Source organism: Sphaerotilus microaerophilus (assembly GCF_023734135.1).
Lineage (GTDB): Bacteria > Pseudomonadota > Gammaproteobacteria > Burkholderiales > Burkholderiaceae_C > Sphaerotilus > Sphaerotilus microaerophilus.
The window spans coordinates 1,403,579-1,423,705 of the sequence record NZ_AP025730.1; the positions used below are offsets into that span (position 1 = coordinate 1,403,579).

Sequence of the window (20,127 nt, forward strand, 5' to 3'; positions counted from 1 at the left end):
CTTTGTGACCGTTTGTGCATTGCAACATCCGCGTCAACCCGAAGTGGCAATATCGCAGCCATCGCGACTCATCCACCCGCCCGGGAGGCAGCATGGCCAAGAACAGCGCAGCAAGTACAACGACCCCATCCACCCCCATCGACCTCGCCCTGCAGGGCGGTGGCTCGCACGGCGCCTTCACCTGGGGTGTGCTGGACGCACTGTTGGAGGACGGGCGACTGGCGTTTGACGGGGTCTCCGGCACCAGCGCCGGGGCGATGAATGCGGCCGTGCTGGCCTGCGGCTATGAGCGCGGGTTGGCGGTCAGCCACGGCGACGCGACCGCGGCGCGGGGTGAGGCGCGCAAGGCGCTGCGCGACTTCTGGAGCGAGATCGGCGGGGCGTCGGGCTGCTTTGGCCCCCATGCGGGGAGCGCCGGTTCCCCCGGCCATGCCGGGGTCAGCGACTCGCTGTGGCCGAGCTGGATGTTCAACCTGGACAGCTGGCCGATGTACGGCATGTGGAACGCCTGGATGCAGCAGTTCAGCCCCTACCAGCTCAACCCCCTGAACGTGAACCCGCTGCGCCAGATCCTGGAGCGCCATGTGCAGCCGCGCTGGCTGTGCCAGCCGAACCCTGCGATGCAGGTCTTCGTCACCGCCACCGCCGTCAGCACCGGCGCGGCCCGGGTGTTCAGCGGCGCAGAGTTGACGATCGACGCGCTGCTGGCGTCGGCCTGCCTGCCGCACATGTTCCAGGCGGTGGAGATCGACGGTGAAGCGTATTGGGACGGCGGCTACGCCGGCAACCCGGCGCTGTGGCCGCTGGTCGACCACACCGACGCGCTGGACCTGCTGCTGGTGCAGATCAACCCGCGCGTGCGCCCGGGGGTGCCGAAGACGGCCGGCGAGATCAGCGACCGGCTCAGCGAGATCACCTTCAACGCCAGCCTGGTGGCGCAGATGCGGGCCATCGAGTTCGTGCAGCGGCTGGTCGGCGAGGGGCGGCTGGACGACAAAGCCTACAAGAACCTGCGCCTGCACCGCGTGGCCGATGAGGAGGGGCTGGCGCCCTACGACACCTCCAGCATGCGCAACACCGACCCGCGGCTGCTGGATGCGCTGTTCCACCTGGGCCGCGGCGCCGGTGAGCGCTGGCTGGCCGAGCACTTCGCCGATGTGGGCCAGCGTGGCTCGACCTCGATCCGCGAGGTGTACCTGCAGGGCGCCCAGGGCACTCCGGGCGGCAAGGCGCGGCAGCCGGTCAGCGCAGCACGGTGACGCTGACCCACTCGCTGTCGGTGGTCTGCCCCCAGCTGTCCACCGCGCGGGCGAAGTAGCTCACGCTGCTGGCGGTGGTCTCGGGCAGCACGGTGGTGAGCGCGTAGGGCGAGCCGTGGTCGCTGCCCAGGTAGGCGGCGCCGCCGCCGCTCATGCGGTAGAAGTCGACCCGCTCGACGTAGTCGTCGTCACTGGCCGCGGCGGCCAGCGTCAAGGTGCTGCCGGGGGGGGCGCTGCTGGGGCTGACCGCCAGGCTGACGCTGGGCGGGTCGTCGTCGGTCCAGGTGTAGCCGACGCCGACGTAGCAGCCAGAGAGACTCAGCAGCGTCGCGCCGAGCAGCAGGCCGGCAAGGGCCCGCGTGCCTCGGTGGGTGCCGACGGTGGGAGAGGGGGCCTGACGTTCGTCAGTCGTTGTAGCACTCGTGCACATAACGGCCCGGTGCTGCGTCCAGCACCGCCTCGCTGGGAATGGTGCGAGGCTGGACCGTACCACGGCTGCGGGCCTTGAGCCAGTCGTTCCAGGCCTCCCACCAGGAGCCTTCGTGTCGCACGGCGGCCTGTTCCCAGGCATCGGGCGCCATCCAGGGCGAGCTGGCCGGGGTGGTCAGGATGCGGTAGTGGCGGCGGGCGTGGCCGGGTTCGCTGACGATGCCGGCGTTGTGCCCGCCATTGGCCAGCGCGAAGGTGACCTCGGTCTCGGTCAGGCTGTGGATCTTGTAGACCGAGTGCCAGGGCGAGACGTGGTCCTTCTCGGTGCCGACGACGAACATCGGCACGCGCAGGTCGGACAGCGCCACCGGCCGGTCCTCGACCTCGTAGCGGTGCTCGGCGAGCTGGTTCTCCAGGTACAGGCGGTGCAGGTACTGGCTGTGCATGCGCGCGGGCATGCGGGTGGTGTCGGCGTTCCAGGCCATCAGGTCGTTCGGGTCGGTGCGCTCGCCGAACAGGTAGGCGCGCATGCGGGCCGACCAGACCAGATCACGCGCGTGCAGGAACTGGAACGAGCCGGCCATCTGCTTGCCGGTCAGGTAGCCGCGCTCGCGCATCATGGCTTCGAGCAGGTGCACCTGGGACTCGTCGATGAAGATGCCCAGCTCGCCGGGCTCCTTGAAATCGGTCTCGGCCGCCAGCAGGGTGACGCTGGCCAGCGCGGGCATCTCGTCGGCGCCCCGGACCTGCTGCGGGCGCGCCAGCGCGGCGCAGGCGATGGCCAGCAGCGTGCCGCCCAGGCAGTAGCCGCAGGCGTGCACCGGCGCGTCGGGAACGATGCGGCGGATCGCCTTCAGCGGCTCGAAGATGCCCCAGTCCAGGTAGTCGTTGAACTCGATGGCGGCGTCGGCCTCGTCCGGGTTGTGCCAGCTCAGGATGAAGACAGTGTGGCCCTGGTCGGTCAGCCAGCGCACGAAGGAGTTGTGCGGGCTGAGATCGAGGATGTAGTACTTCATGATCCACGACGGGACGATGAAGATCGGCTCGGCCTGCACCTTCTTCGTCGTGGGCGCGTACTGGATCAGCTCGACCAGCCGGTTGCGGAACACCACCGCGCCCGGCGTCACCGCCACGTCGCGGCCGGGCAGGTAGCTGCGCTCGCGCGGCTTCAGGCGAGCCAGGCCGTGCTCCTCGCGCCAGTCGTCCAGCGCGTTCTCGGCACCGCGCAGCAGGTTGGCGCCGGCCTCTTCGCGGGTGACCTTCATGATCTCGGGGTTGGCGGGGCTGTTGCTCGGGCTGAGCATGTCCAGCCACTGCCGGGCGAAGGCGTGCACCACGTCGGTGTGGTGGCGGTTCATGCCTTCGAGCTGCGTGGCCGTGTCCCACCAGCGTTCGGCCTGGTGGTGGGCCTGCACCCAGCCGGCCCAGGGCCACTGCTGCCACTCCGGCGCGGCAAAGCGCGGGTCGCGCAGCGGCTCGTTGTTGACGATGTGCGTGCTGGCGTCCGGGTTGTGCGCCCCTGCGCCGACGCTGGTGGCCAGCCACTCGACCGCCGCGGTCTGGGCCTGCGCGGCCAGTCCCAGCGCCTTGGCCGGCTGGGTGACCAGGTGCAGGGCCCAGTCCTGCCAGGCCAGCGCCAGGGTGATGGGCGACAGGCCGCCACCCACCTTGCCGTACAGGGCGTGCAGACCGCGGTCGAACTCGTGGGCGGCGTCCATCACGCGGGTCGGACGGGCGGCGGGGAGATGGGCTCGGGGTGCGGCTGCCATGGTGGCTCCGTGTTGTCGGTCGGGTAGGAGGGGGGCGCTCGGGTTCAGGCGGCGTCGGCGGGCTCGATGAGTTGCCAGGCCGCCTGTGCGGCCACGCGGCCCTCGTCGGTGGGCACCACCCAGACCTGCACGCGGCTGTCCGCTGCGTGGATGGGCAGGCTGCGGCTGCCGTCGGCAGCCAGGTTGGCCTCGGCATCCAGGCGCACGCCCAGGTAGGCCAGGCCCTCGGCCAGGTCGGCACGCACCTGCGCGTCGTGCTCGCCGATGCCGCCGGTGAAGGCCAGCAGGTCGAGTCCGCCCAGCGTGGCGACCAGCGCGCCGGACTCCCGCTTGAGCCGGTGGCCGAACAGGGCGATCGCCTCGACCGCCTCGGCGTGGCCGTCGCGCGCTGCGGCGCGCAGGTGGCGCAGGTCGCCGCTCAGGCCGGAGACGCCGAGCAGGCCGCTTTCCTTGTAGAGCAGGCGCTCGACGCGCGGCAACTCCCAGCCGGCGCGCCAGAGGTGCAGCAGGATGCCGGGGTCGAGCTGGCCGCAGCGGCTGCCCATCATCAGGCCGTCCAGGGCCGAAAAGCCCATCGAGCTGGCGATGCTGCGCCCGCTGCGCGCGGCGCAGAGGCTGGCGCCACTGCCCAGGTGGGCCATCAGCACGCGGCCGGTGGCGCGCTCGCTGTGGCGGCGCAGCACCTGCATCAGGTACTCGTAGGACAGGCCGTGGAAGCCGTAGCGTCTCAGCCCCTCGTCGTGCAGCGCGCGCGGCAGGGCGTAGCGCTGCTCCAGTGCCGGCATGCCGGCGTGGAAGGCGGTGTCGAAACAGCCGACCTGCATCAGCGCCGGGTAGGCGCGCTGCAGCGCGCGCACGCCGGCCAGGTTGTGCGGCTGGTGCAGCGGCGCGAGTGGCTCCAGCGTGGCCAGGCGAGCAATCAGCGCATCGTCCAGCGCCACCGGCTTGGTGCAGAAGCTGCCTCCGTGCACGACGCGGTGCGCCACCGCGACCACCTGCGCCTGCGGCGCCGTGGCGGCCAGGTGCGCGCGCATGGCCGCCAGGGCGAGGTCGAAGCGCTCGCGGTCGCTGGCGGCAGCGGGGGCGTCGAGCGCACGGGCCGCCCCGTCGGCCGGGCACAGGCGCAGCTGCCCGCCGGGTTGCAGGCCGTCGATCTGGCCGCCGGCGTAGGCGCCCGGGTAGGCGCTGCCGCTCGCCTGCGGAGTCTCGCGCGGGTAGAGCGCGAACTTCAGCGTGGACGAGCCGGCATTGACCACCAGCACGGCGTCGTTCGTGCTGGACGGGGAGGAGGGCTGGGACATGGGCAGCGGGGCGAAAGACGGGTCGAAGGGCTGGGCGCGATCAGGCCGGGCTCAGGGCCCGGTTGATGCCCTGAGTCACGGCTGGGATCACGGGCCGGATCACGGCCGGCGCTGGCGCCAGGCCAGGGCGAGGCGGGCGGCCAGTGCGGCCGAAGCCAGGCGCGAGGCCTCGCCATCGGCGCGGCTGGTCAGCGCGATCGGCACCCGGGCGCCCAGCACGATGCCGCAGGAGGCTGCACCGGCGAGGTATTCGAGCTGCTTGGCCAGCATGTTGCCGGCTTCCAGGTCCGGCACCATCAGGATGTCGGCATCGCCCGCCACGGTGGACTTGATGCCCTTGATGCGCGCCGCTTCGGCGGAGATGGCGTTGTCGAAGGCCAGCGGGCCGTCCAGCACGCCGCCAACGATCTGGCCGCGGTCGGCCATCTTGCACAGCGCGGCGGCGTCGAGCGTGGAGGCGATCTTCGGCGTCACGGTTTCCACCGCCGACAGGATGGCCACCTTCGGCGTGGCCACGCCCAGCGCGCGCGCCAGGTCGATGGCGTTGCTGATGATGTCGGCCTTCTCTTCCAGCGTCGGCACGATGTTGATCGCCGCGTCGGTGATCAGCACCGGCTTCGGGTAGGCCGGGATGTCGAAGCGGAAGACGTGCGAGATGCGGCGCTTGGTGCGCATCTTCGGTTCGGCGATCACCGCGTGCATCAGCTCGTCGGTGTGCAGGCTGCCCTTGATGAGCATCTCGGCGGTGCCCTCGGCGGCCAGTGCGACGGCGCGCTGCGCCGCGGCATGGCTGTGCTCCACCGACTCGATGTGCACACCGGTCAGGTCGATGCCCAGTTCAGCGGCCACGGCGCGGATGCGCGTCTCCGGGCCGATCAGGATCGGCACGATCAGGCCACGGTCGGCCGCGGCCATCGCGCCGGCCAGCGAAGTGGCGTCGCAGGGGTGCACCACCGCGCAGGCCACCGGGCGGGCCACGCCTTCGGGCGAGGCGGCGGCGATGTCGGCGGCCCAGCCGTCCACCCAGGTGGCCAGGCGGGCGTCGGGGTCGAACAGGTGCAGCGTGGGCAGCGTCGTGAGCGGGCGGCGCACGCGCTGGGTCGGGGCGCGCACCAGGGCCTCGCCGCTCACCACGGTGGCGCCCTTCTGGTTGACGACGCGGCAGTCCAGCGTCAGTTGCTTGCGCTCGGGGTCGCGGGCGGTGACGACGGCCTCGACCTCCAGCGTATCGCCAGCGCGCACCGGCAGGTGGAAGTGCAGCACCTGGCCTTCGTAGATCGTGCCCGGGCCGGGGAAGCGCGTGCCCAGCAGCGAGGAGATCAGCGCGCCGGCCCACATGCCGTGGGCAATCGGGCCGTGGAAGCGCGAGGCGTTGGCGTACTCCGCATCGATGTGCGCCGGGTTGACGTCGCCCGACACCAGCGCGAAGCTCATGATGTCGTCCTGGGTCAGCGTGCGCGTCAGGGAGGCGCGTGCGCCGACCGGCATCTCGTCGAAGGTCCGGTTGGTGATGAAGTGCTCGTCGGCAAGGCCGTGCAGGTCGGGGGCGTTCATGGGTCGAGTGTCCTACCTGGAGATGACAGCGGAGGCCAGGTCCCCCGGCGCGCGCCGCAGTGCTGCGACACGGCAACTTCGAGCCTAGACCCACATCCGGACGGTGAAGCGGCCAACAAGAACCCCTTCGTCTTCCATATGCGGGTTTACCCGAGTACCGCAAGCATGCCAGCGCGGGGACTGCTTTCTCGTGACCACCGGGGTGCTTTGGTGGCTGAATTGATGAGCATCAATCCGCCGTGTTGGCCGCAGGTCGAAAGCGTTCGCAATTCACTGGGCCCTGCCTGGTCCCCTGGCCAGATCAGATCTTGCGCCCGGACTTGAGCTGGTCGGGATTGGGGGCCGGCCGCACCAGTGCGCCCTGGCTGTCGAAGCAGCCGCTTTCCGCCGTACCGGGAAAGGCCTTGACGAGGCGTGCGCGCATGTCCGCATCGTCGGCGAACACCGTCATCCACACGCTGAAGAAGCCGCGCGCCTGCGCCAGCTTCACGATCATGCGGCGCAGCGGCTCCAGCTGCGGCTGGGCCCGCAGTTCGGCGCGGGCCTCGCTGGCCTCCAGCCAGGCCTGCATGCGCTGGCTCACGCGGTCCAGTGCCACCTGCGCCTCGTTGCTGCTGCTGCTGGCGGTGGCGGCCTTGTCCAGCCCGACCAGCGCCAGCAGCGCCTGGGCCTTGCGGGTGCGCGCAGCGGTGAGTTTCGGCGCCACCTGCACCCGCCCATCGGCGGTGTACAGGAAGGCCGCGGCGGTGTTGTCCCGGTCCGGCAGCAGCAGCTCGGCCAGCACGGCGTCCCGGTCGCCCTTGGTCGAGTTGCAGTTCACGCAGCCCAGCAGGTAGTTGGTCCAGCGCCCGATCAGCCCGGCGTAGGGCGCCAGCGCCTTGGGCTGGATGTGCTCGACGGCGAGATTGGTCGGGATCGGCCGCTCGCAGTAGCTGCAGTACAGGCCCATGCGCGCCACCAGTGGTGCCAGTGCGGCGGTGTAGGGGCTGTAATCCTCGGTCTGCGGTGAGGGGCCGCGGCGCACGGGTCGCATCGTCGTCTTGCCTCCCGTGCTTCAGCGACCGAGCCGCGCCACCCGCTTCATCTCCAGGAAGGCCTGGAAGGCGGGGTTGTCGGCGAACGGTGCCAGCTGGCTCTGCAGCGCCTCCTCGTAGGCGGCCAGCCGTTCGGCCGGCGCGGCCTTGGCGCGCTCCAGCGTGGCGAGGTACTCGCGCGCCGCACCGCGCATGGCGCCGTAGCGGGCGCCGGTGGCGGGCTGGTCCACGCCCATCAGGCCGCTGGCGATCTCCTCGATCGACAGGTTGCCGAGTTCCGCGGTCGGCTGGCCCGCCAGCATCATCAGCTCATGCCCGCCGCGCAGCGACTGCACGATGAAGGGCGAGTCGCTCGCCGCGACGAACTGCAGGGCCGGGAAGTGCGCGCGCAGCAGGTCGGCCACGCCGCGCTGCGCACGCGGGTGCAGGTGCAGCTCCAGTTCGTCGATCAGCACCAGCCCGGGCGTGCCCGCCAGTGCGCTCGGGCCAAGGGAGGGGTTGAGCGCCAGGGCACGCTGCGCCAGGTCGGCCACCAGCGCGGCCAGCGCCAGGCTGCCGTGGCCGAGCCCGGCGAATGCCAGCGGCGTGCCGCTGCTGCGCTCGATCAGCAGTTCGCTGCGTCGGTGGTCGCGCTTCAGCCCGGTGATGTCGGGTCGGGTCAGCTGCAGCGCCGCCAGCACTGCAGCATCGACCCCCGCAGCGACGGCCTTGGCCGCTGCGGTGGCCCGGGCAGGGCGCAACGCCAGCACCCACGGTGCCAGGGCGGCGGCGTCCAGCCGGGCATCGAGGGCATCGGGGGCCGGTCGGAAGCGCTCTGCCGCGGTGCTCGGCGCGACGGTGGGCTTCGCGCGGGACCGGGCTGCGACGGGGCTGAAGCGCTCCGACCCGTAGCCGACGATGAGCGGCAGTGTCGGCTCCGCCTCGGCTGCCCCGGCTGCCCCGGCTGCCCCGGCGGCTCGGGTGCCGAACACGCCCCGCACCCGGTTGCGCAGCTCGGCGAGTCCGTCCGGTGCGCCCCGTGTGCCGGTGGCGGGTGCTCCGGCCTGGCGCGACCAAGCCAGCAACGGGCCGCCGAGCAGCTCGCCATGCACCTCGATGACCGGCCTGGCTGCCCGGCTGCGCGTGCCGCCGGCCGCCGCGGTGTCCGCATCGCCCAGGGGGCGCAGGTCCGCGCCGCGGGGCAGGCCCAGCCACACCGCCGCTGCGGCGCTGGCCAGCGCGGCGAGCACGCTGCTCTTGCCGGCGCCGGGCGGGCCGATCACGACGTTGAACTGCGGCGCGAGGTTGAACTCGCGGCGCGCGCCGATGGCGCGGAAGTCCTGCAGGGCGAGGTGGGCGAGGCGCATGGCGACCCATTCTGGCGCAGCGATGGCGGATCCTCGGCGCCGCTTGTGTAACCGGCCTGTCGTGCAAACTTGCCGCTGCGCCCTCAGCGTGACATCCTGCCCGGGTGGAACTTTCCGGAGCAGCGAGATGATCTATCTGCGCATGGCCGTCAGCCTGGCGGCATTGTTGTTCGCGGGGTTCCTGGGCTACCGCTGGGGAGCATCGGGTCTGGAGGAAGCGCGTGCGCAGCTCGCGGCGATCGCCCGGACGGCCGACGAGGCCAAGGCGGCGCAGGTGGCCTCCCAGCAGCGCCTGGATGCGCAGATGAAGGCGCAGGCCGACGAGCACGCCGCCCGGCTGAAGGCGCAGGCGGAGGGCTTCGAGGCACAGAAGGCCGAGTTGAGCGCCAGCCTCGGCAAGGTGAGCGAGCGGCTCAAGGTGGTGGACAGCCAGCGCCAGGGCAACAGCGCCCGGCTGGCGCAGCTGCAGGCAGGGATGGCGACCGCCACCGGCGCTCAACTCGCTGAACTGACGCAGCTCAAGGACGAGCTGGAACGCAAGGACCGCCAGATGGCCCGGCAGCAGGCGGGCCTGAGCTGCCTGGCGACCCCCGTGCCGGCCGAGGAGCTGGCGACACTGAACCGGGTGCTGGCCCCGGCCCTGCCAGGAGGGACGCCATGAGGACCGACCTGCCCATGCACCGCCATGTGAACCGCGCCATGAACCGCGCCATGAACCGCCACGCGACGCGCGCGGGCTGCCGGCCGGCACCGTGGTTGCTGCCGGTGCTGTTGCTGCCCTTGTGGGGGTGCTCGACCACCTATGTGCCGGTGGTCACCCCGCCCCTGAAGTGCGAGACACCTGCCGCGCTGCGGCAGGGCTGCGCCGCACCGACGCTGCTCAAGGAAGGCAGCACCTACGGCGAGTTGCTTGGCGCCTACTTGCAGGACCGCCAGGCCCTGCAACGCTGTGCCTTGCAGCACGAGGCGCTGAAGCAGGCGGTGGCCACCTGCGAGGCGGAGATCGAGCGACACAACGCCGAACTGGTGAAGCTCAACGACGCCGCATCGCAGAAGAAGCCTTGACAGATCACGACCCCGATTGAGGCGGCCTATTGCACCGGTGTGACCAACGGCCAATCTGGCAGATTTGATCGAGCCGGGGGTTCTGCGTACATTGGATCGAGCCCGTGCAGGGGGTGCACGGGAGCGTTGGCCGATGTTCGCTGCTTGCCCAGGAGGAAACCATCCATGTCACCCGCATTTCTCGAAGCCCTACCGTTCGTGCTCCGTTGGGAGGGCGGCTACGTCAACCACCCCAGTGACCCGGGGGGCGCCACCAACAAGGGCGTGACGCAGAAGGTCTACGACGCCTGGCGGGCGAGGAATGGCAAGCTGCCGCAGAGCGTGAAGCTGCTCGCCGACGAGGAGATGCATGCGATCTACGAGAGTGGCTACTGGCTGCCCCCGCGCTGTGACCGGCTGGCCGATGCGCTCGACCTGGTGCAGTTCGACACCGCGGTGAACATGGGTGTGGGCCGGGCGGTGAGGTTCCTGCAGACCGCGGTGGGCGCGACACCGGATGGCGATTTCGGGCCTGGAACCGAAAGATGTGTTTCCAGTTGTGATCCCGGTGACGCGCTGGTGAAGTACTGCGACACGCGCGAGGCCTACTACCGCCGGCTGGTGGAGAACAAGCCGTCGCTGGGGGTCTTCCTGAAGGGCTGGCTGAACCGGCTGAACGCGCTGCGCAAGGCAGCCGGGCTGCCGGGCTACGAGTCGGCGCGGGAGATGGATCTCGGCGAGCTGGGGTACATCGCCAGGGTGCCTGACCTGGGTGAAGACGAGAGCTACGACATCTGACGGCCGCACCGGGCGCCCGCCCGGTGCCGGCCTGTACCCAGCAAAGGGGGGAGGATGGCCATCCTCACACAGCCAGCCACGGGCGCTGCCTCGCAGGGGCACGATCCGTCGGTGTCGATCTCACCCCTGGACGAGGCGGCGACGTTGGTCCGGCAACTGTCCGGCAGCGCGTCCGAGGCGCAGGCGGCGCTGCCACGCGCCAAGGCGCTGGTGCAGACCTTGCGCGACGAGCGTGACTTCGCGGCGATGGGCCGGCTGGCCGAGGCGGTGAGCCGGGTCGATCCCGCTGACGCGCGCAACCGCCGCCTCTACGCGCAGTGCCTGATCGACACCGGCCAGGCCAGCGTGGCGCTCGATGTGCTGCAACGGCTGCGCGAGCGCCTGGACCCCGCGGACCCGGAGGCCGCCGAGGTCGCGGGCCTGCAGGGACGGGCGCACAAGCAAATCCACTTCGACGCGACCGACCGCAGCAGCCCGACTGCACAGGCGGCGCTGGCCGCCGCGATCGAGGCCTATCGGGCGCCCTACGAGGCCGACCCGAGCAGGCACACCTGGCACGGCGTCAACCTGCTGGCCTTGCTGAGCCGGGCTCGGCGACTGGGGCGCGACGACCTGGCCCCCGAGCTCGACCCGGCCGATGTCGCCCTGGAACTGGTGAGCGCGCTGAGGGCCATCCCCGAGGACCGGCGTGACGTCTGGTACCAGCCGACCCTGGCCGAGGCGACGCTGGGCCTGAGCCTGGGCACCGGCGACCTCCGCAAGGTGGAGGCGCAGTTGCGCGCCTACGTGACCGCCCCCGGCGTGCAGGCCTTTCAGCTCGCCAGCACGCTGCGCCAGTTCTGCGAGGTCTGGGGCCTGGAGGACCTGGCGGGCGACGGGAAGGGCACCGGCCTGGCCGGGCCGGAGGCCGTGGCGCGCGCGCGGGCGCTGGTCGACATCCTGCGCGCACGCCTGCTGCAACTGCCCGGTGGCGCGCTGGAGTTGCCCGTGCGGCCCGGGCCGGTGGCCGCTGCGGAGACATCGACATCAACGTCGCCTTCGACATCGGCACCTGCGGCGGCACCTGTGGAGGCGGTGCCCGCGGCGGCTCAGCTCGAAGCGGTGCTGGGGCCCGAAGGCCCCAAGACCTACGCCTGGTGGCGCGCCGGGGTCGACGCGGCCCGCTCGGTGGGCGCGGTACGGCAGCGGCTGGGCCAGCGCCTGGGCACCTGCTTCCTGGTGCGGGCTGTCGACTTTGGCCTGCAGCCTGCGGACGAACTGCTGGTGCTGACCAACTTCCACGTCGTCAACCCGGCGGGGGAGGGCGGTGCGCTGGAGCCCGAGATGGCCGAGGTGGTGTTCGAGGCGGCGGATCCGGGCCGCATGTACCCCGTGGCCGAAGTCCTGTGGTGTTCGCCGGTCGATACCCATGACGCCTGCCTGCTGCGCCTGGCCAAGCCGGTGACCGGCATCGCGCCGCTGCCGCTGTCCACGACCCTGCCGCCCCGGCCGGCGGTCTGGAGCGAGGAGGCGTGGCGGATGACACGCGCGCGCCGCACGGAGCCAAACGCGCCAGCGACGGTCGCCACCCCGGCGGACCCGGCCGCGGCAGCGGCCAGCCCGCCACCGCCGGCGGCACGGGTCTACATCATCGGCCACCCCGCGGGCCGGGAGCTGTCGATTTCCTTCCAGGACAACGAGTTGCTGGACCACGAGGGCGAACCAGGCGGCCAGCCTGGCAAGCCGGGCGTCTGCAAGCTGCACTACTGCACCCCGACCGAGCCGGGCAACTCGGGCAGCCCGGTGTTCGATGACCGCAGCTGGCGCGTCGTCGCCCTGCACCATGCCGGTGGCCAGCGTGGCCTGCGCCGGTTGAACGGCATCGGCGGCACCTATGGTGCCAACGAGGGTCTGGGCATGGCGGCACTGTTGCAGGCGGCGCGCAGCGAACTGGCCACCGCCCCGGCGGGGTGAATTGGCCGGGGGCACGGCCCGAGCGTGGGACAATCATCCTTGTGAAGCAGACCAGACCGCCGCTGGTGCCGGATCCGAAAGGTGGCACTGGAGGAAGGTCCGGACTGCACAGAGCGGCGTAGCAGCTAACGGCTGTCCACCGTGAGGTGAGGATCAGAGCAACAGAGACGAGCCGATTCAGTTCGGGTGAAACGGGCAATCTCTACGCGCAGCAACACCAAATAGGCCAGTGATGCGCCGCTTCGGCGGCGTGAGAGTGCGGCTCGCACGAGCTGGCGGGTAGGTGGCACCGAGCCGGGTGGGCGACCCCCGGCCCAGATGAATGGCGGTCACGCGAGGGCAACCTCGCGCACAGAATCCGGCCTATCGGTCTGCTTCACACTTTTCGCTCCCTCCTGCCGGAGGGGCTTGGCCCCGTCATGGTCGGCACGTTGCGGCGGCCAGCGGCTCAGCACGACGCACCGATGTCCAACACCTCCTCTTCGAGTCACCCCGATGCCGCACCGCCGCGCCCGGTGGCCCCGGTGATCGCGGCGAATGCCGTCGCCGCAGCGGTGAATCCCCACCTGGACGGCCGCGCCATCCTCACGCTGCTGCTGTGCTGCGCGCTCTGGGGCCTGAACCAGGTGGCGATCAAGGCGGTGCTGCCGGAGGTGCCATCGCTGGTGCAGTTCAGCGTGCGCAGCGTGCTGGCCTTTGCGCTCGTGCTGGGCTGGATGGGCTGGCGCGGCATCCGCTGGCGCGAGCACCGCCACACCTTGGCGCCCGGCCTGCTGGCGGGCCTGCTCTTCGCGGTGGAGTTCGCGCTGGTCTTCGTCGGGCTGCAGTACACCACTGCGGCACGCTCGGTGGTCTTCATCAACACGTCGCCCTTCGTGGTGGCGCTGGTGCTGGCGGCCGTGCTGCCCGCCGAGCGGCTGCGGCCGCTGCAGATGGCGGGGCTGCTGCTGGCCTTTGCGGCGATCGCCTGGGCCTTTGGCGACGGGCTGAGCACGGCGGGCGACGGCCGTGCCTGGCTGGGCGACCTGCTGGTGCTGGGCGCGGCGCTGCTGTGGGGGCTGACGACGGTGACGATCCGCCTGAGCAGCCTGCGCGCGGCACCCTTCGAGCTGACGCTGGCCTACCAGCTCGGCATGGCGGCCCTGCTGGCGCCGCTGGGGGCTTGGCTGGCCGGGCAATCGATGCCGGCACAGTGGAGCCTGCTCGCACTGGGCTCGCTGTTCTACCAGGCGGTCATCGTCACCTTTGCCAGCTACCTGCTCTGGTTCTGGCTGCTGACGCGCTACGCCGCCACCAAGGTGCAGGCCTTCGTCTTCCTCTCGCCGGTGTTCGGTACGCTGTTCGCCGGGCTGCTGCTGGGCGAGCCGCTGACCGCTGCGCTGCTGGCGGCCCTGGCCGGGGTGGCATTGGGACTGACGCTGCTGAATCGGCGCTGAGCGGGCTTTGGCCTGGAGGGTAGCTACCCCGGAATGACGCCGTAGACCCGCTCGGGTGGGATGCGCGGCAGCTGCCGGCGGTCCTCGACGACGCCGGTCACCGCGAACTCGGCCTGCGCCGTGTCCCGCACGGTGGTGGTGGTGACCGGCTGCCCGGCGCTGTTGGTGATGGCGGCTACGCGCGGCTTGGTGGGCGCCGCGCTGCGGTGGGTGACCACGGCGATCTCGCCGCTCCTGAGCGTCACCAGCTCGCCCGGCGGGTACAGGCCGAGCGCCTTGACCAGCCCGACGGCCAGTGCGCTGCCACGTTCTTCCTGGAACAGCTGCTTGGCGGCGAGCTGGATCGGCATCGCGGCGCGGATCGCGCGGGCGCTGATCTTGGCCGTGAAGACGTCCGCCAACTGCAGCGCATGGGCGCTGTCGCAAATCTGCGTGAGGCGCCTCGGGTAGCCGCTGCCGTCGGGGCGCTCGTGGTGCTCCAGCACCGTCTGCAGCCACTTTGCATCGGTCACCCCGGCGGCGCGCAGCAGCCGCACGGACTGCTCGGGGTGCTCGGCGATCGCCTTGCGCTGGCGCGTGGTGGGTGGTTCTGCCTGCTGCGCCATCTGTGCTTGCAGTTCCAGCGTGGAGATGTTCATCGTCAGCGCGGCGAGCACCTGCAGGCGGCGCCGGGTGGTGTCCCAGCCGAGCTGGCGACCGAGCAGGTCGAGCACGGTCGCGGCATGCAGCGCATGCTGCAGTGCGTACAGTGCAAAGCGCACATCGTGTTGGCGCACCATCATGAACAGGGCGACGTCGGTGTCGCGCTCGACCAGTGCCTCGAAGCGCTCGGCCAACAGCACCAGCTCGTCACGGGCGGGGCGGCCCGCCAGCACGAGGCGCAGTGTTGCGTCGAGCTTCCAGATGAGCTGCTCCCACTGGTCGAACAGCGACAGCGACCGCCGCGACGACGGCACCAGGCTGTCACGCACCTGGCGGGTCTGCCGTTCAGCGCGCACCGCCAGGGCCACCGAGCGCTGTACCCAGGCCCCGCGCGCGATCAGCATTTCCAGCTGGGTTTGACTCACCAGCACATGGCCTTCGGCCAGCAGGCGCCGGTCCTGGGTGTCGTGTACGTGGAACGGCAGCGGTTGGCCGACCTCCAGCAGGTCGACCACCTCGGCCAGGGAGAGCCGTTCGGAGCGCTCGGTATGCTGGGACGGGGTCATTCGCTGGCGGCGCAGCCCTGCAGCCCGGCCGGCGCCGGCTCGGCTGGCCCGTCTGCGGCGCCGTTCATGGCACCCTCATCCCGGCGCGGTCCGCGCATGCTGCCACGCAGGAAGCGGTTGTGCGGGTTGTTGCGCGGCAGGTAGCGGGCCAGCTCGGTGAGCGCCAGCTGGTAGACCTCGCGCTTGAACTCGATCACCACGTCCAGCGGCACCCAGTAGTCGTGCCAACGCCAGGCGTCGAACTCCGGGTGGTCGGAGGCGCGCAGGTTCATGTCGCAGTCACGCCCCGTCAGCTGCAGCAGGAACCAGATCTGCTTCTGGCCCCGGTAGTGGCCGCGTGCATCGCGGCGGATGAAGTGCTCGGGCACGGTGTAGCGCAGCCAGTCGCGGGTGCGGGCGATGATGCGCACGTGCTCGGGCAGCAGCCCCACCTCCTCGTGCAACTCTCGGAACATGGCCTGCTCGGGCGACTCACCGTGCTTGATGCCGCCTTGCGGAAACTGCCAGGAGTGGGTGCGTATGCGTTTGCCCCAGAAAACCTGGTTCCGATGGTTGAGCAGGACGATGCCGACGTTGGGCCGGAAGCCTTCTCGGTCGAGCATAATCAAACCCCAAATTTCAAGTTGAAATCATTATTGCACCGGGGCGCCGTGGCGCACCCCCGCGGATCTCCCGAGTCCCGGCGCATGATTTCAACCCCGTGTCGCCCCCTCGGCACGCTGCCCGTTCGAACCCCCTCCATGAGAGCCTCCCAGTTTTTCATTTCCACCCTGAAGGAAGCCCCGGCCGACGCCGAAGTGGCCAGCCACAAGCTGATGATGCGAGCCGGCATGATCAAGCGGCTGGGCGCAGGCATCTACAACTACATGCCGATGGGCCTGCGGGTCATCCGCAAAGTGGAGGCCATCATCCGCGAGGAGATGAACCGCGCCGGTGCGGTCGAGTTGCTGATGCCGGTGGTGCAGCCGGCCGAGCTGTGGCAGGAGACCGGGCGCTTCGAGAAGATGGGCCCCGAGCTGCTGCGCGTGAAGGACCGGCATGACCGCGACTTCATCATCCAGCCGACCTCCGAGGAGGTGGTGACCGACATCGCCCGCCAGGAGCTGCGCTCGTACAAGCAGCTGCCGAAGAATTTCTATCACATCCAGACCAAGTTCCGCGACGAGCGCCGCCCGCGCTTCGGCGTGATGCGCGGGCGTGAGTTCACGATGAAGGACGCCTACTCCTTCGACCGTGACGCCGCGGGCGCCACCCGGAGCTACGAGTCGATGTTCGCCGCGTACAAGCGCATCTTCGACCGCTTCGGGCTGGAATACCGCGCGGTGGCCGCCGACACCGGCGCGATCGGCGGGGACCTGAGCCACGAGTTCCAGGTGATCGCCGACACGGGTGAGGACGCGATCGTCTACTGCCCGACCAGCGACTACGCCGCCAACATCGAGCTGGCCGAGGCTGTGGCGCCCGCCGCGCCGCGCGCGGCGGCGGCCGAGGCACTGGTCAAGGCGCCCACGCCGGGCAAGAGCACCTGCGCCGCGGTGGCGGAGCTGCTCGGCCTGCCGCTGTCGCGCACGGTCAAGTCGCTGGTGCTGGCCACCGACGAGTGGAACGATGAGGGTGATCTGGTCAAGAGCACTGTCTGGCTGTTGCTGGTGCGGGGCGACCACGAGATGAACGAGATCAAGGTCGGCAAGGTCGAGGGCCTGAAGAGCGGCTTCCGCTTCGCCACCGCGGCCGAAATCGACGCGCACTTCGGCTGCAAGCCGGGCTACCTGGGCCCGATCGGCCTGAAGCAGCCGCTGAAGATCGTGGCGGACCGCACCGTGGCCGCCATGAGCGATTTCGTCTGCGGCGCCAACGATGAGGACTTCCACTTCACCGGCGTCAACTGGGGCCGCGACCTGCCCGAGCCGGACGTGGTGGCCGACATCCGCAACATCGTCGCCGGTGATCCGTCGCCCGATGGTCAGGGCGTGCTCGCCATCCAGCGCGGCATCGAGGTGGGCCATGTGTTCTACCTTGGCACCAAGTACTCGAAGGCGATGAACGCCACCTTCCTGGACGAGACCGGCAAGCCGGCTCTGTTCGAGATGGGCTGCTACGGCATCGGCGTCACCCGCATCCTGGGTGCGGCGATCGAGCAGAACCACGACGCACGCGGCATCATCTGGCCGGACGCGATGGCGCCCTTCACGCTGGCGGTCTGCCCCATCGGTGCGGACCGCTCAGCGGCCGTGAAGGCCGCCGCGCAGGCGCTGTACGACGAGCTGGACGCCGCTGGCATCGACGTGATCCTCGACGACCGCGGCGAGCGCCCGGGTGCGATGTTTGCCGACTGGGAGCTGATCGGCGTGCCGCACCGCGTGGTGATCTCCGATCGCGGGCTCAAGGAAGGCCAGCTGGAGTACCAGGGCCGCCGCGACGAGGCGGCCACCAAGGTGCCCGCCGGCGAGGTCGCCGCCTTCGTGAAGGGCCGCCTGAAGGCATGATCCCGACGCGCCGGGCGCTGCTGCTGGCTGCGGGTGGCGTCGCCCTGGGGGGCTGGCACGGCGCGTTGCGGGCCGGCTCCCAGGTCGAGGAGCCGCTGGCCGATTCGGTGCGTTCGGCGCTGTCCGCGGCGGTGGCCGACAGCGGGGCGCCGCCGAAGCTGGAGTTTCGCCACATCGACGAGCGCCTGGCCTACCTGCGCTGGCTGGGGGCGATGAGCCCGCGGCTGGCCAAGCGCAAGCCGGAATTCAACGTCCGCCGCGAGTTCCTGGAAACGGTCTGGTACGAGGCGCGCCGCGCCGGGCTGGAGCCGGCGCTGGTGCTCGGGCTGGTGGAGGTGGAGAGCGGCTTTCGCAAGTACGCCATCTCCAGCGCCGGGGCACGCGGCTACATGCAGGTGATGCCCTTCTGGGCGCGCACCATCGGTGATGGCGACGCCAGCCGGCTCTTCCACCTGCAGACCAACCTGCGCTTTGGCTGCGTGATCCTGCGCCATTACCTGGACCGCGAGCGCGGTGACCTCTTCCTGGCGCTGGGACGCTACAACGGCAGCCGGGGGCAGGCGCCCTATCCGACCATGGTGTTGGGGGCGCGCCGTCGCTGGGAGTTCAAGGACGGGCCGACCGACGCGGTGCCCTCCGCTGCCGCCACGCCGTCGGCGCCAGCCTCAGGTCGCTGAGCCGGGCGCCGTGAGGCGACGCCCGGTTGGACTTCAGAGCCCGCGCCACTCCCGCGGGGTCGCCTGGCCGATGCCGGCCACCTGCAGCACTCGCTCGACCGTCTCGTCGACCAGTTCGGCGATGCTCTGCGGCCGGTGGTAGAAGGCCGGCAGCGGCGGAAAAACGATGCCGCCCATCTCCGTCACCGCCGTCATGTTGCGCAGGTGGGCGAGGTTGAAGGGCGTCTCACGCACCATCAGCACCAGCCGGCGGCGCTCCTTCAGGGTCACATCGGCAGCGCGGGTGAGCAGGTTGTCACCCATCCCGTGGGCGACGGCGGCCAACGTCTTCATCGTGCAGGGCGCCACCACCATCGCGTCGGTGGCGTAGCTGCCACTGGCGATGCAGGCGCCCACCGCGCCGGGCGAATGGGCCTCGTCGGCCAGGGCTTCCAGCGCCTGGCGATCCAACCCGAGTTCGTGGTGCACGTTGAGCAGGCCAGCCGGGGTGGCGACCAAATGGGTATGCACACCCAGCGCGCGGGCCCGTTCGAGCAGCCGCACGCCATACACCGCGCCCGAGGCACCGGTGATGCCGACGATGAGCCGGGTCATTCCGACCCCTCGGCCCGTCCCATGCCTCAGTCGGCGGCCAGCAGCTGCTGCAGCTCGCCGGCCTGGTACATCTCCATCATGATGTCCGAGCCGCCGACGAACTCGCCCTTGACGTAGAGCTGCGGGATGGTGGGCCAGTTGGCGTAGTCCTTGATGCCCTGGCGGACTTCCTCGTCCTCCAGGACGTTGAAGGTGGTCAGGCTGGACACGCCGCAGGCCTTCAGGATCTGGATGGCGCGGCCGGAGAAACCGCACATCGGGAACTGCGCGGTGCCCTTCATGAAGAGCACGACGGGGTTGGACTTGACGAGGTCGTCGATGCGTTGCTGGACGTCGGAGGTCATGGTCGCTGCGCGGGGGCGCTGGTGTTCAGGAAAGCCGCGAGCTTAAACGCATCCGGGCAGCCGGACGCCGCCTGGGGGCACCGCGGGCCATCTCGACGGCCGCCATGTCGGCTGTTTCAGAACGAATACGAGACACCCACCTGCAGGACCGGGGTCAGGCGCATCGAGCGCCAGCCTTCTTCGGCCTCGCCGTTGCTGCCCAGGCGCAGGCCGGACGAACGGCGCGTCAGCAGGCCCAGATCGGCCGAAAGGCCCCAGCCGCCCCAGCCGTTGCGCAGCGAGGCGGAGGTGTCGTAGCCGAGGCCGAGGTAGGGGGAGGTCCAGTTGCCGTCGTTGCCGGCGACACCGACCGCCGGCTGGGACCAGCCGACACGCACGGCGCTGCTGCCGCGCCCAACCGGCGCCCCGGCCAGGTCGAACTGCCCGCGCACGCCACCGGTCGCGCGCAGGCCCCAGGCAGGCGCGAAGTGGTAATCACCCAGCCACTGCCAGCTCAACCGTGCGGTGACCGGGCTGGCCAGGGTCGGGTCCAGGCTGGCCTCGCTCCAGCCGAAGCGGGCGCTCCAGGGCGTCGCCATGCCGGCCTGCGTGCGCAGACCGCTGCCCGAGGCCACCTCGTTGGCCACAGCCGCGCCCGACGCGAGTCCGAGCCAGAGCCCGGCACCGATCAGCAGCACGGCCCCCGTGTGCGGCAGCCAGCGACCCTCCAGGCATGGATGCTTCGCTCGGGATGCCCCGTGCGGGGTCGGCAAAGTGCGCAGCGCGTTCATGGAACCTCCGTGACGGGCGGCTTGTCTTGCCGCTCGCAAACCATGCTACGCCGCAATGCCGTCATGTGCATCAACGCATGTAACGGGTTTCCGGCAGGCTGTTGCGCCTTGTCTCGAGGTGGATC

19 protein-coding genes and 1 other RNA gene are annotated in these 20,127 nt (G+C 70.7%); 9 read left to right on the plus strand and 11 right to left on the minus strand.

The genetic code is table 11. The annotated features are described in order from the left end of the window. Positions 1–92 precede the first annotated feature (92 nt). Positions 93–1,259 (plus strand): patatin-like phospholipase family protein, encoded by a 1,167-nt coding sequence (locus NGK70_RS06200; protein WP_251972403.1) that lies wholly within the window; start codon positions 93–95, stop codon positions 1,257–1,259. On the opposite strand, the gene NGK70_RS06205 is transcribed toward NGK70_RS06200, so the two are convergent. The 6 genes from NGK70_RS06205 to NGK70_RS06230 all read right to left on the minus strand — a co-directional run bounded on the left by NGK70_RS06205 (position 1,243) and on the right by NGK70_RS06230 (position 8,692). After that, on the minus strand, positions 1,243–1,689 hold the full coding sequence (locus NGK70_RS06205; RefSeq protein WP_251972404.1) for an Ig-like domain-containing protein: 447 nt from the start codon (positions 1,687–1,689) through the stop codon (positions 1,243–1,245). The two genes, NGK70_RS06200 and NGK70_RS06205, sit on opposite strands and share 17 nt — an antisense overlap. Next, positions 1,664–3,457, minus strand: a complete 1,794-nt coding sequence (locus NGK70_RS06210) for a PHA/PHB synthase family protein (protein WP_251972405.1) — start codon at positions 3,455–3,457, stop codon at positions 1,664–1,666. The genes NGK70_RS06205 and NGK70_RS06210 overlap by 26 nt, the downstream gene beginning before the upstream one ends. Positions 3,458–3,501: 44 nt before the next feature. Continuing rightward, on the minus strand, positions 3,502–4,758 hold the full coding sequence (locus NGK70_RS06215) for an acetate/propionate family kinase (protein WP_251972406.1): 1,257 nt from the start codon (positions 4,756–4,758) through the stop codon (positions 3,502–3,504). Positions 4,759–4,857: 99 nt separating this feature from the next. Beyond that, the gene (locus NGK70_RS06220) at positions 4,858–6,312 is read right to left on the minus strand and encodes a bifunctional enoyl-CoA hydratase/phosphate acetyltransferase (RefSeq protein WP_251972407.1); all 1,455 of its coding nucleotides are present in this window, start codon (positions 6,310–6,312) and stop codon (positions 4,858–4,860) included. A gap of 301 nt (positions 6,313–6,613) precedes the next feature. Next, positions 6,614–7,345, minus strand: coding sequence for an HNH endonuclease (locus NGK70_RS06225; RefSeq protein WP_251972408.1), 732 nt, complete (start codon positions 7,343–7,345; stop codon positions 6,614–6,616). A gap of 21 nt (positions 7,346–7,366) precedes the next feature. Continuing rightward, positions 7,367–8,692, minus strand: coding sequence for an AAA family ATPase (locus NGK70_RS06230; protein WP_251972409.1), 1,326 nt, complete (start codon positions 8,690–8,692; stop codon positions 7,367–7,369). 127 nt (positions 8,693–8,819) lie between these two features. Here NGK70_RS06230 and NGK70_RS06235 point away from each other — a divergent pair, with 127 nt between their 5' ends. The 6 genes from NGK70_RS06235 (at position 8,820) to NGK70_RS06260 (ending at position 13,923) form a co-directional block, all read left to right on the plus strand. Next, positions 8,820–9,353: a hypothetical protein gene (locus NGK70_RS06235; RefSeq protein WP_251972410.1), complete on the plus strand. Its 534-nt coding sequence runs from the start codon at positions 8,820–8,822 to the stop codon at positions 9,351–9,353. Next, positions 9,350–9,757: an Rz1-like lysis system protein LysC gene (lysC, locus tag NGK70_RS06240; protein ID WP_251972411.1), complete on the plus strand. Its 408-nt coding sequence runs from the start codon at positions 9,350–9,352 to the stop codon at positions 9,755–9,757. Before NGK70_RS06235 ends, lysC begins: the two co-directional genes overlap by 4 nt. Before the next feature lie 165 nt (positions 9,758–9,922). Further along, positions 9,923–10,534, plus strand: a complete 612-nt coding sequence (locus NGK70_RS06245; RefSeq protein WP_251972412.1) for a glycoside hydrolase family 108 protein — start codon at positions 9,923–9,925, stop codon at positions 10,532–10,534. A gap of 111 nt (positions 10,535–10,645) precedes the next feature. Next, positions 10,646–12,487, plus strand: a complete 1,842-nt coding sequence (locus tag NGK70_RS06250; RefSeq protein ID WP_251972413.1) for a S1 family peptidase — start codon at positions 10,646–10,648, stop codon at positions 12,485–12,487. 43 nt (positions 12,488–12,530) lie between these two features. Then, an RNA gene (gene rnpB / locus NGK70_RS06255) (RNase P RNA component class A) lies at positions 12,531–12,869 on the plus strand. An 82-nt stretch (positions 12,870–12,951) separates the two neighbouring features. Next, positions 12,952–13,923 carry a DMT family transporter gene (locus NGK70_RS06260; RefSeq protein WP_251972414.1) on the plus strand — a complete coding sequence of 324 codons (972 nt, stop codon included), beginning with the start codon at positions 12,952–12,954 and terminating at the stop codon, positions 13,921–13,923. A gap of 23 nt (positions 13,924–13,946) precedes the next feature. Here NGK70_RS06260 and NGK70_RS06265 read toward each other — a convergent pair whose 3' ends face one another. Together NGK70_RS06265 and NGK70_RS06270 are read right to left on the minus strand one after the other, a co-directional pair. After that, a complete protein-coding gene (locus tag NGK70_RS06265; protein WP_251972415.1) occupies positions 13,947–15,131 on the minus strand; it encodes an HD-GYP domain-containing protein in 1,185 nt (394 codons plus the stop codon). Further along, positions 15,128–15,733, minus strand: a complete 606-nt coding sequence (locus NGK70_RS06270; RefSeq protein WP_251972416.1) for an RNA pyrophosphohydrolase — start codon at positions 15,731–15,733, stop codon at positions 15,128–15,130. Before NGK70_RS06270 ends, NGK70_RS06265 begins: the two co-directional genes overlap by 4 nt. Positions 15,734–15,871: 138 nt before the next feature. On the opposite strand from NGK70_RS06270, the gene NGK70_RS06275 reads away from it, so the two are divergent. Together NGK70_RS06275 and NGK70_RS06280 are read left to right on the plus strand one after the other, a co-directional pair. Then, positions 15,872–17,617 carry a proline--tRNA ligase gene (locus NGK70_RS06275; protein WP_251972417.1) on the plus strand — a complete coding sequence of 582 codons (1,746 nt, stop codon included), beginning with the start codon at positions 15,872–15,874 and terminating at the stop codon, positions 17,615–17,617. Beyond that, complete coding sequence (locus tag NGK70_RS06280; RefSeq protein ID WP_251972418.1) at positions 17,614–18,294, plus strand: lytic transglycosylase domain-containing protein; 681 nt, start codon at positions 17,614–17,616, stop codon at positions 18,292–18,294. Before NGK70_RS06275 ends, NGK70_RS06280 begins: the two co-directional genes overlap by 4 nt. 33 nt (positions 18,295–18,327) lie before the next feature. Here NGK70_RS06280 and NGK70_RS06285 read toward each other — a convergent pair whose 3' ends face one another. The 3 genes from NGK70_RS06285 to NGK70_RS06295 all read right to left on the minus strand — a co-directional run bounded on the left by NGK70_RS06285 (position 18,328) and on the right by NGK70_RS06295 (position 19,909). Then, the gene (locus NGK70_RS06285) at positions 18,328–18,888 is read right to left on the minus strand and encodes a UbiX family flavin prenyltransferase (RefSeq protein WP_251972419.1); all 561 of its coding nucleotides are present in this window, start codon (positions 18,886–18,888) and stop codon (positions 18,328–18,330) included. Between the two features lie 26 nt (positions 18,889–18,914). Continuing rightward, positions 18,915–19,232: a Grx4 family monothiol glutaredoxin gene (gene grxD, locus NGK70_RS06290; RefSeq protein ID WP_251972420.1), complete on the minus strand. Its 318-nt coding sequence runs from the start codon at positions 19,230–19,232 to the stop codon at positions 18,915–18,917. Between the two features lie 116 nt (positions 19,233–19,348). Beyond that, the gene (locus NGK70_RS06295; protein ID WP_251972421.1) at positions 19,349–19,909 is read right to left on the minus strand and encodes a hypothetical protein; all 561 of its coding nucleotides are present in this window, start codon (positions 19,907–19,909) and stop codon (positions 19,349–19,351) included. Positions 19,910–20,127: the final 218 nt, after the last annotated feature.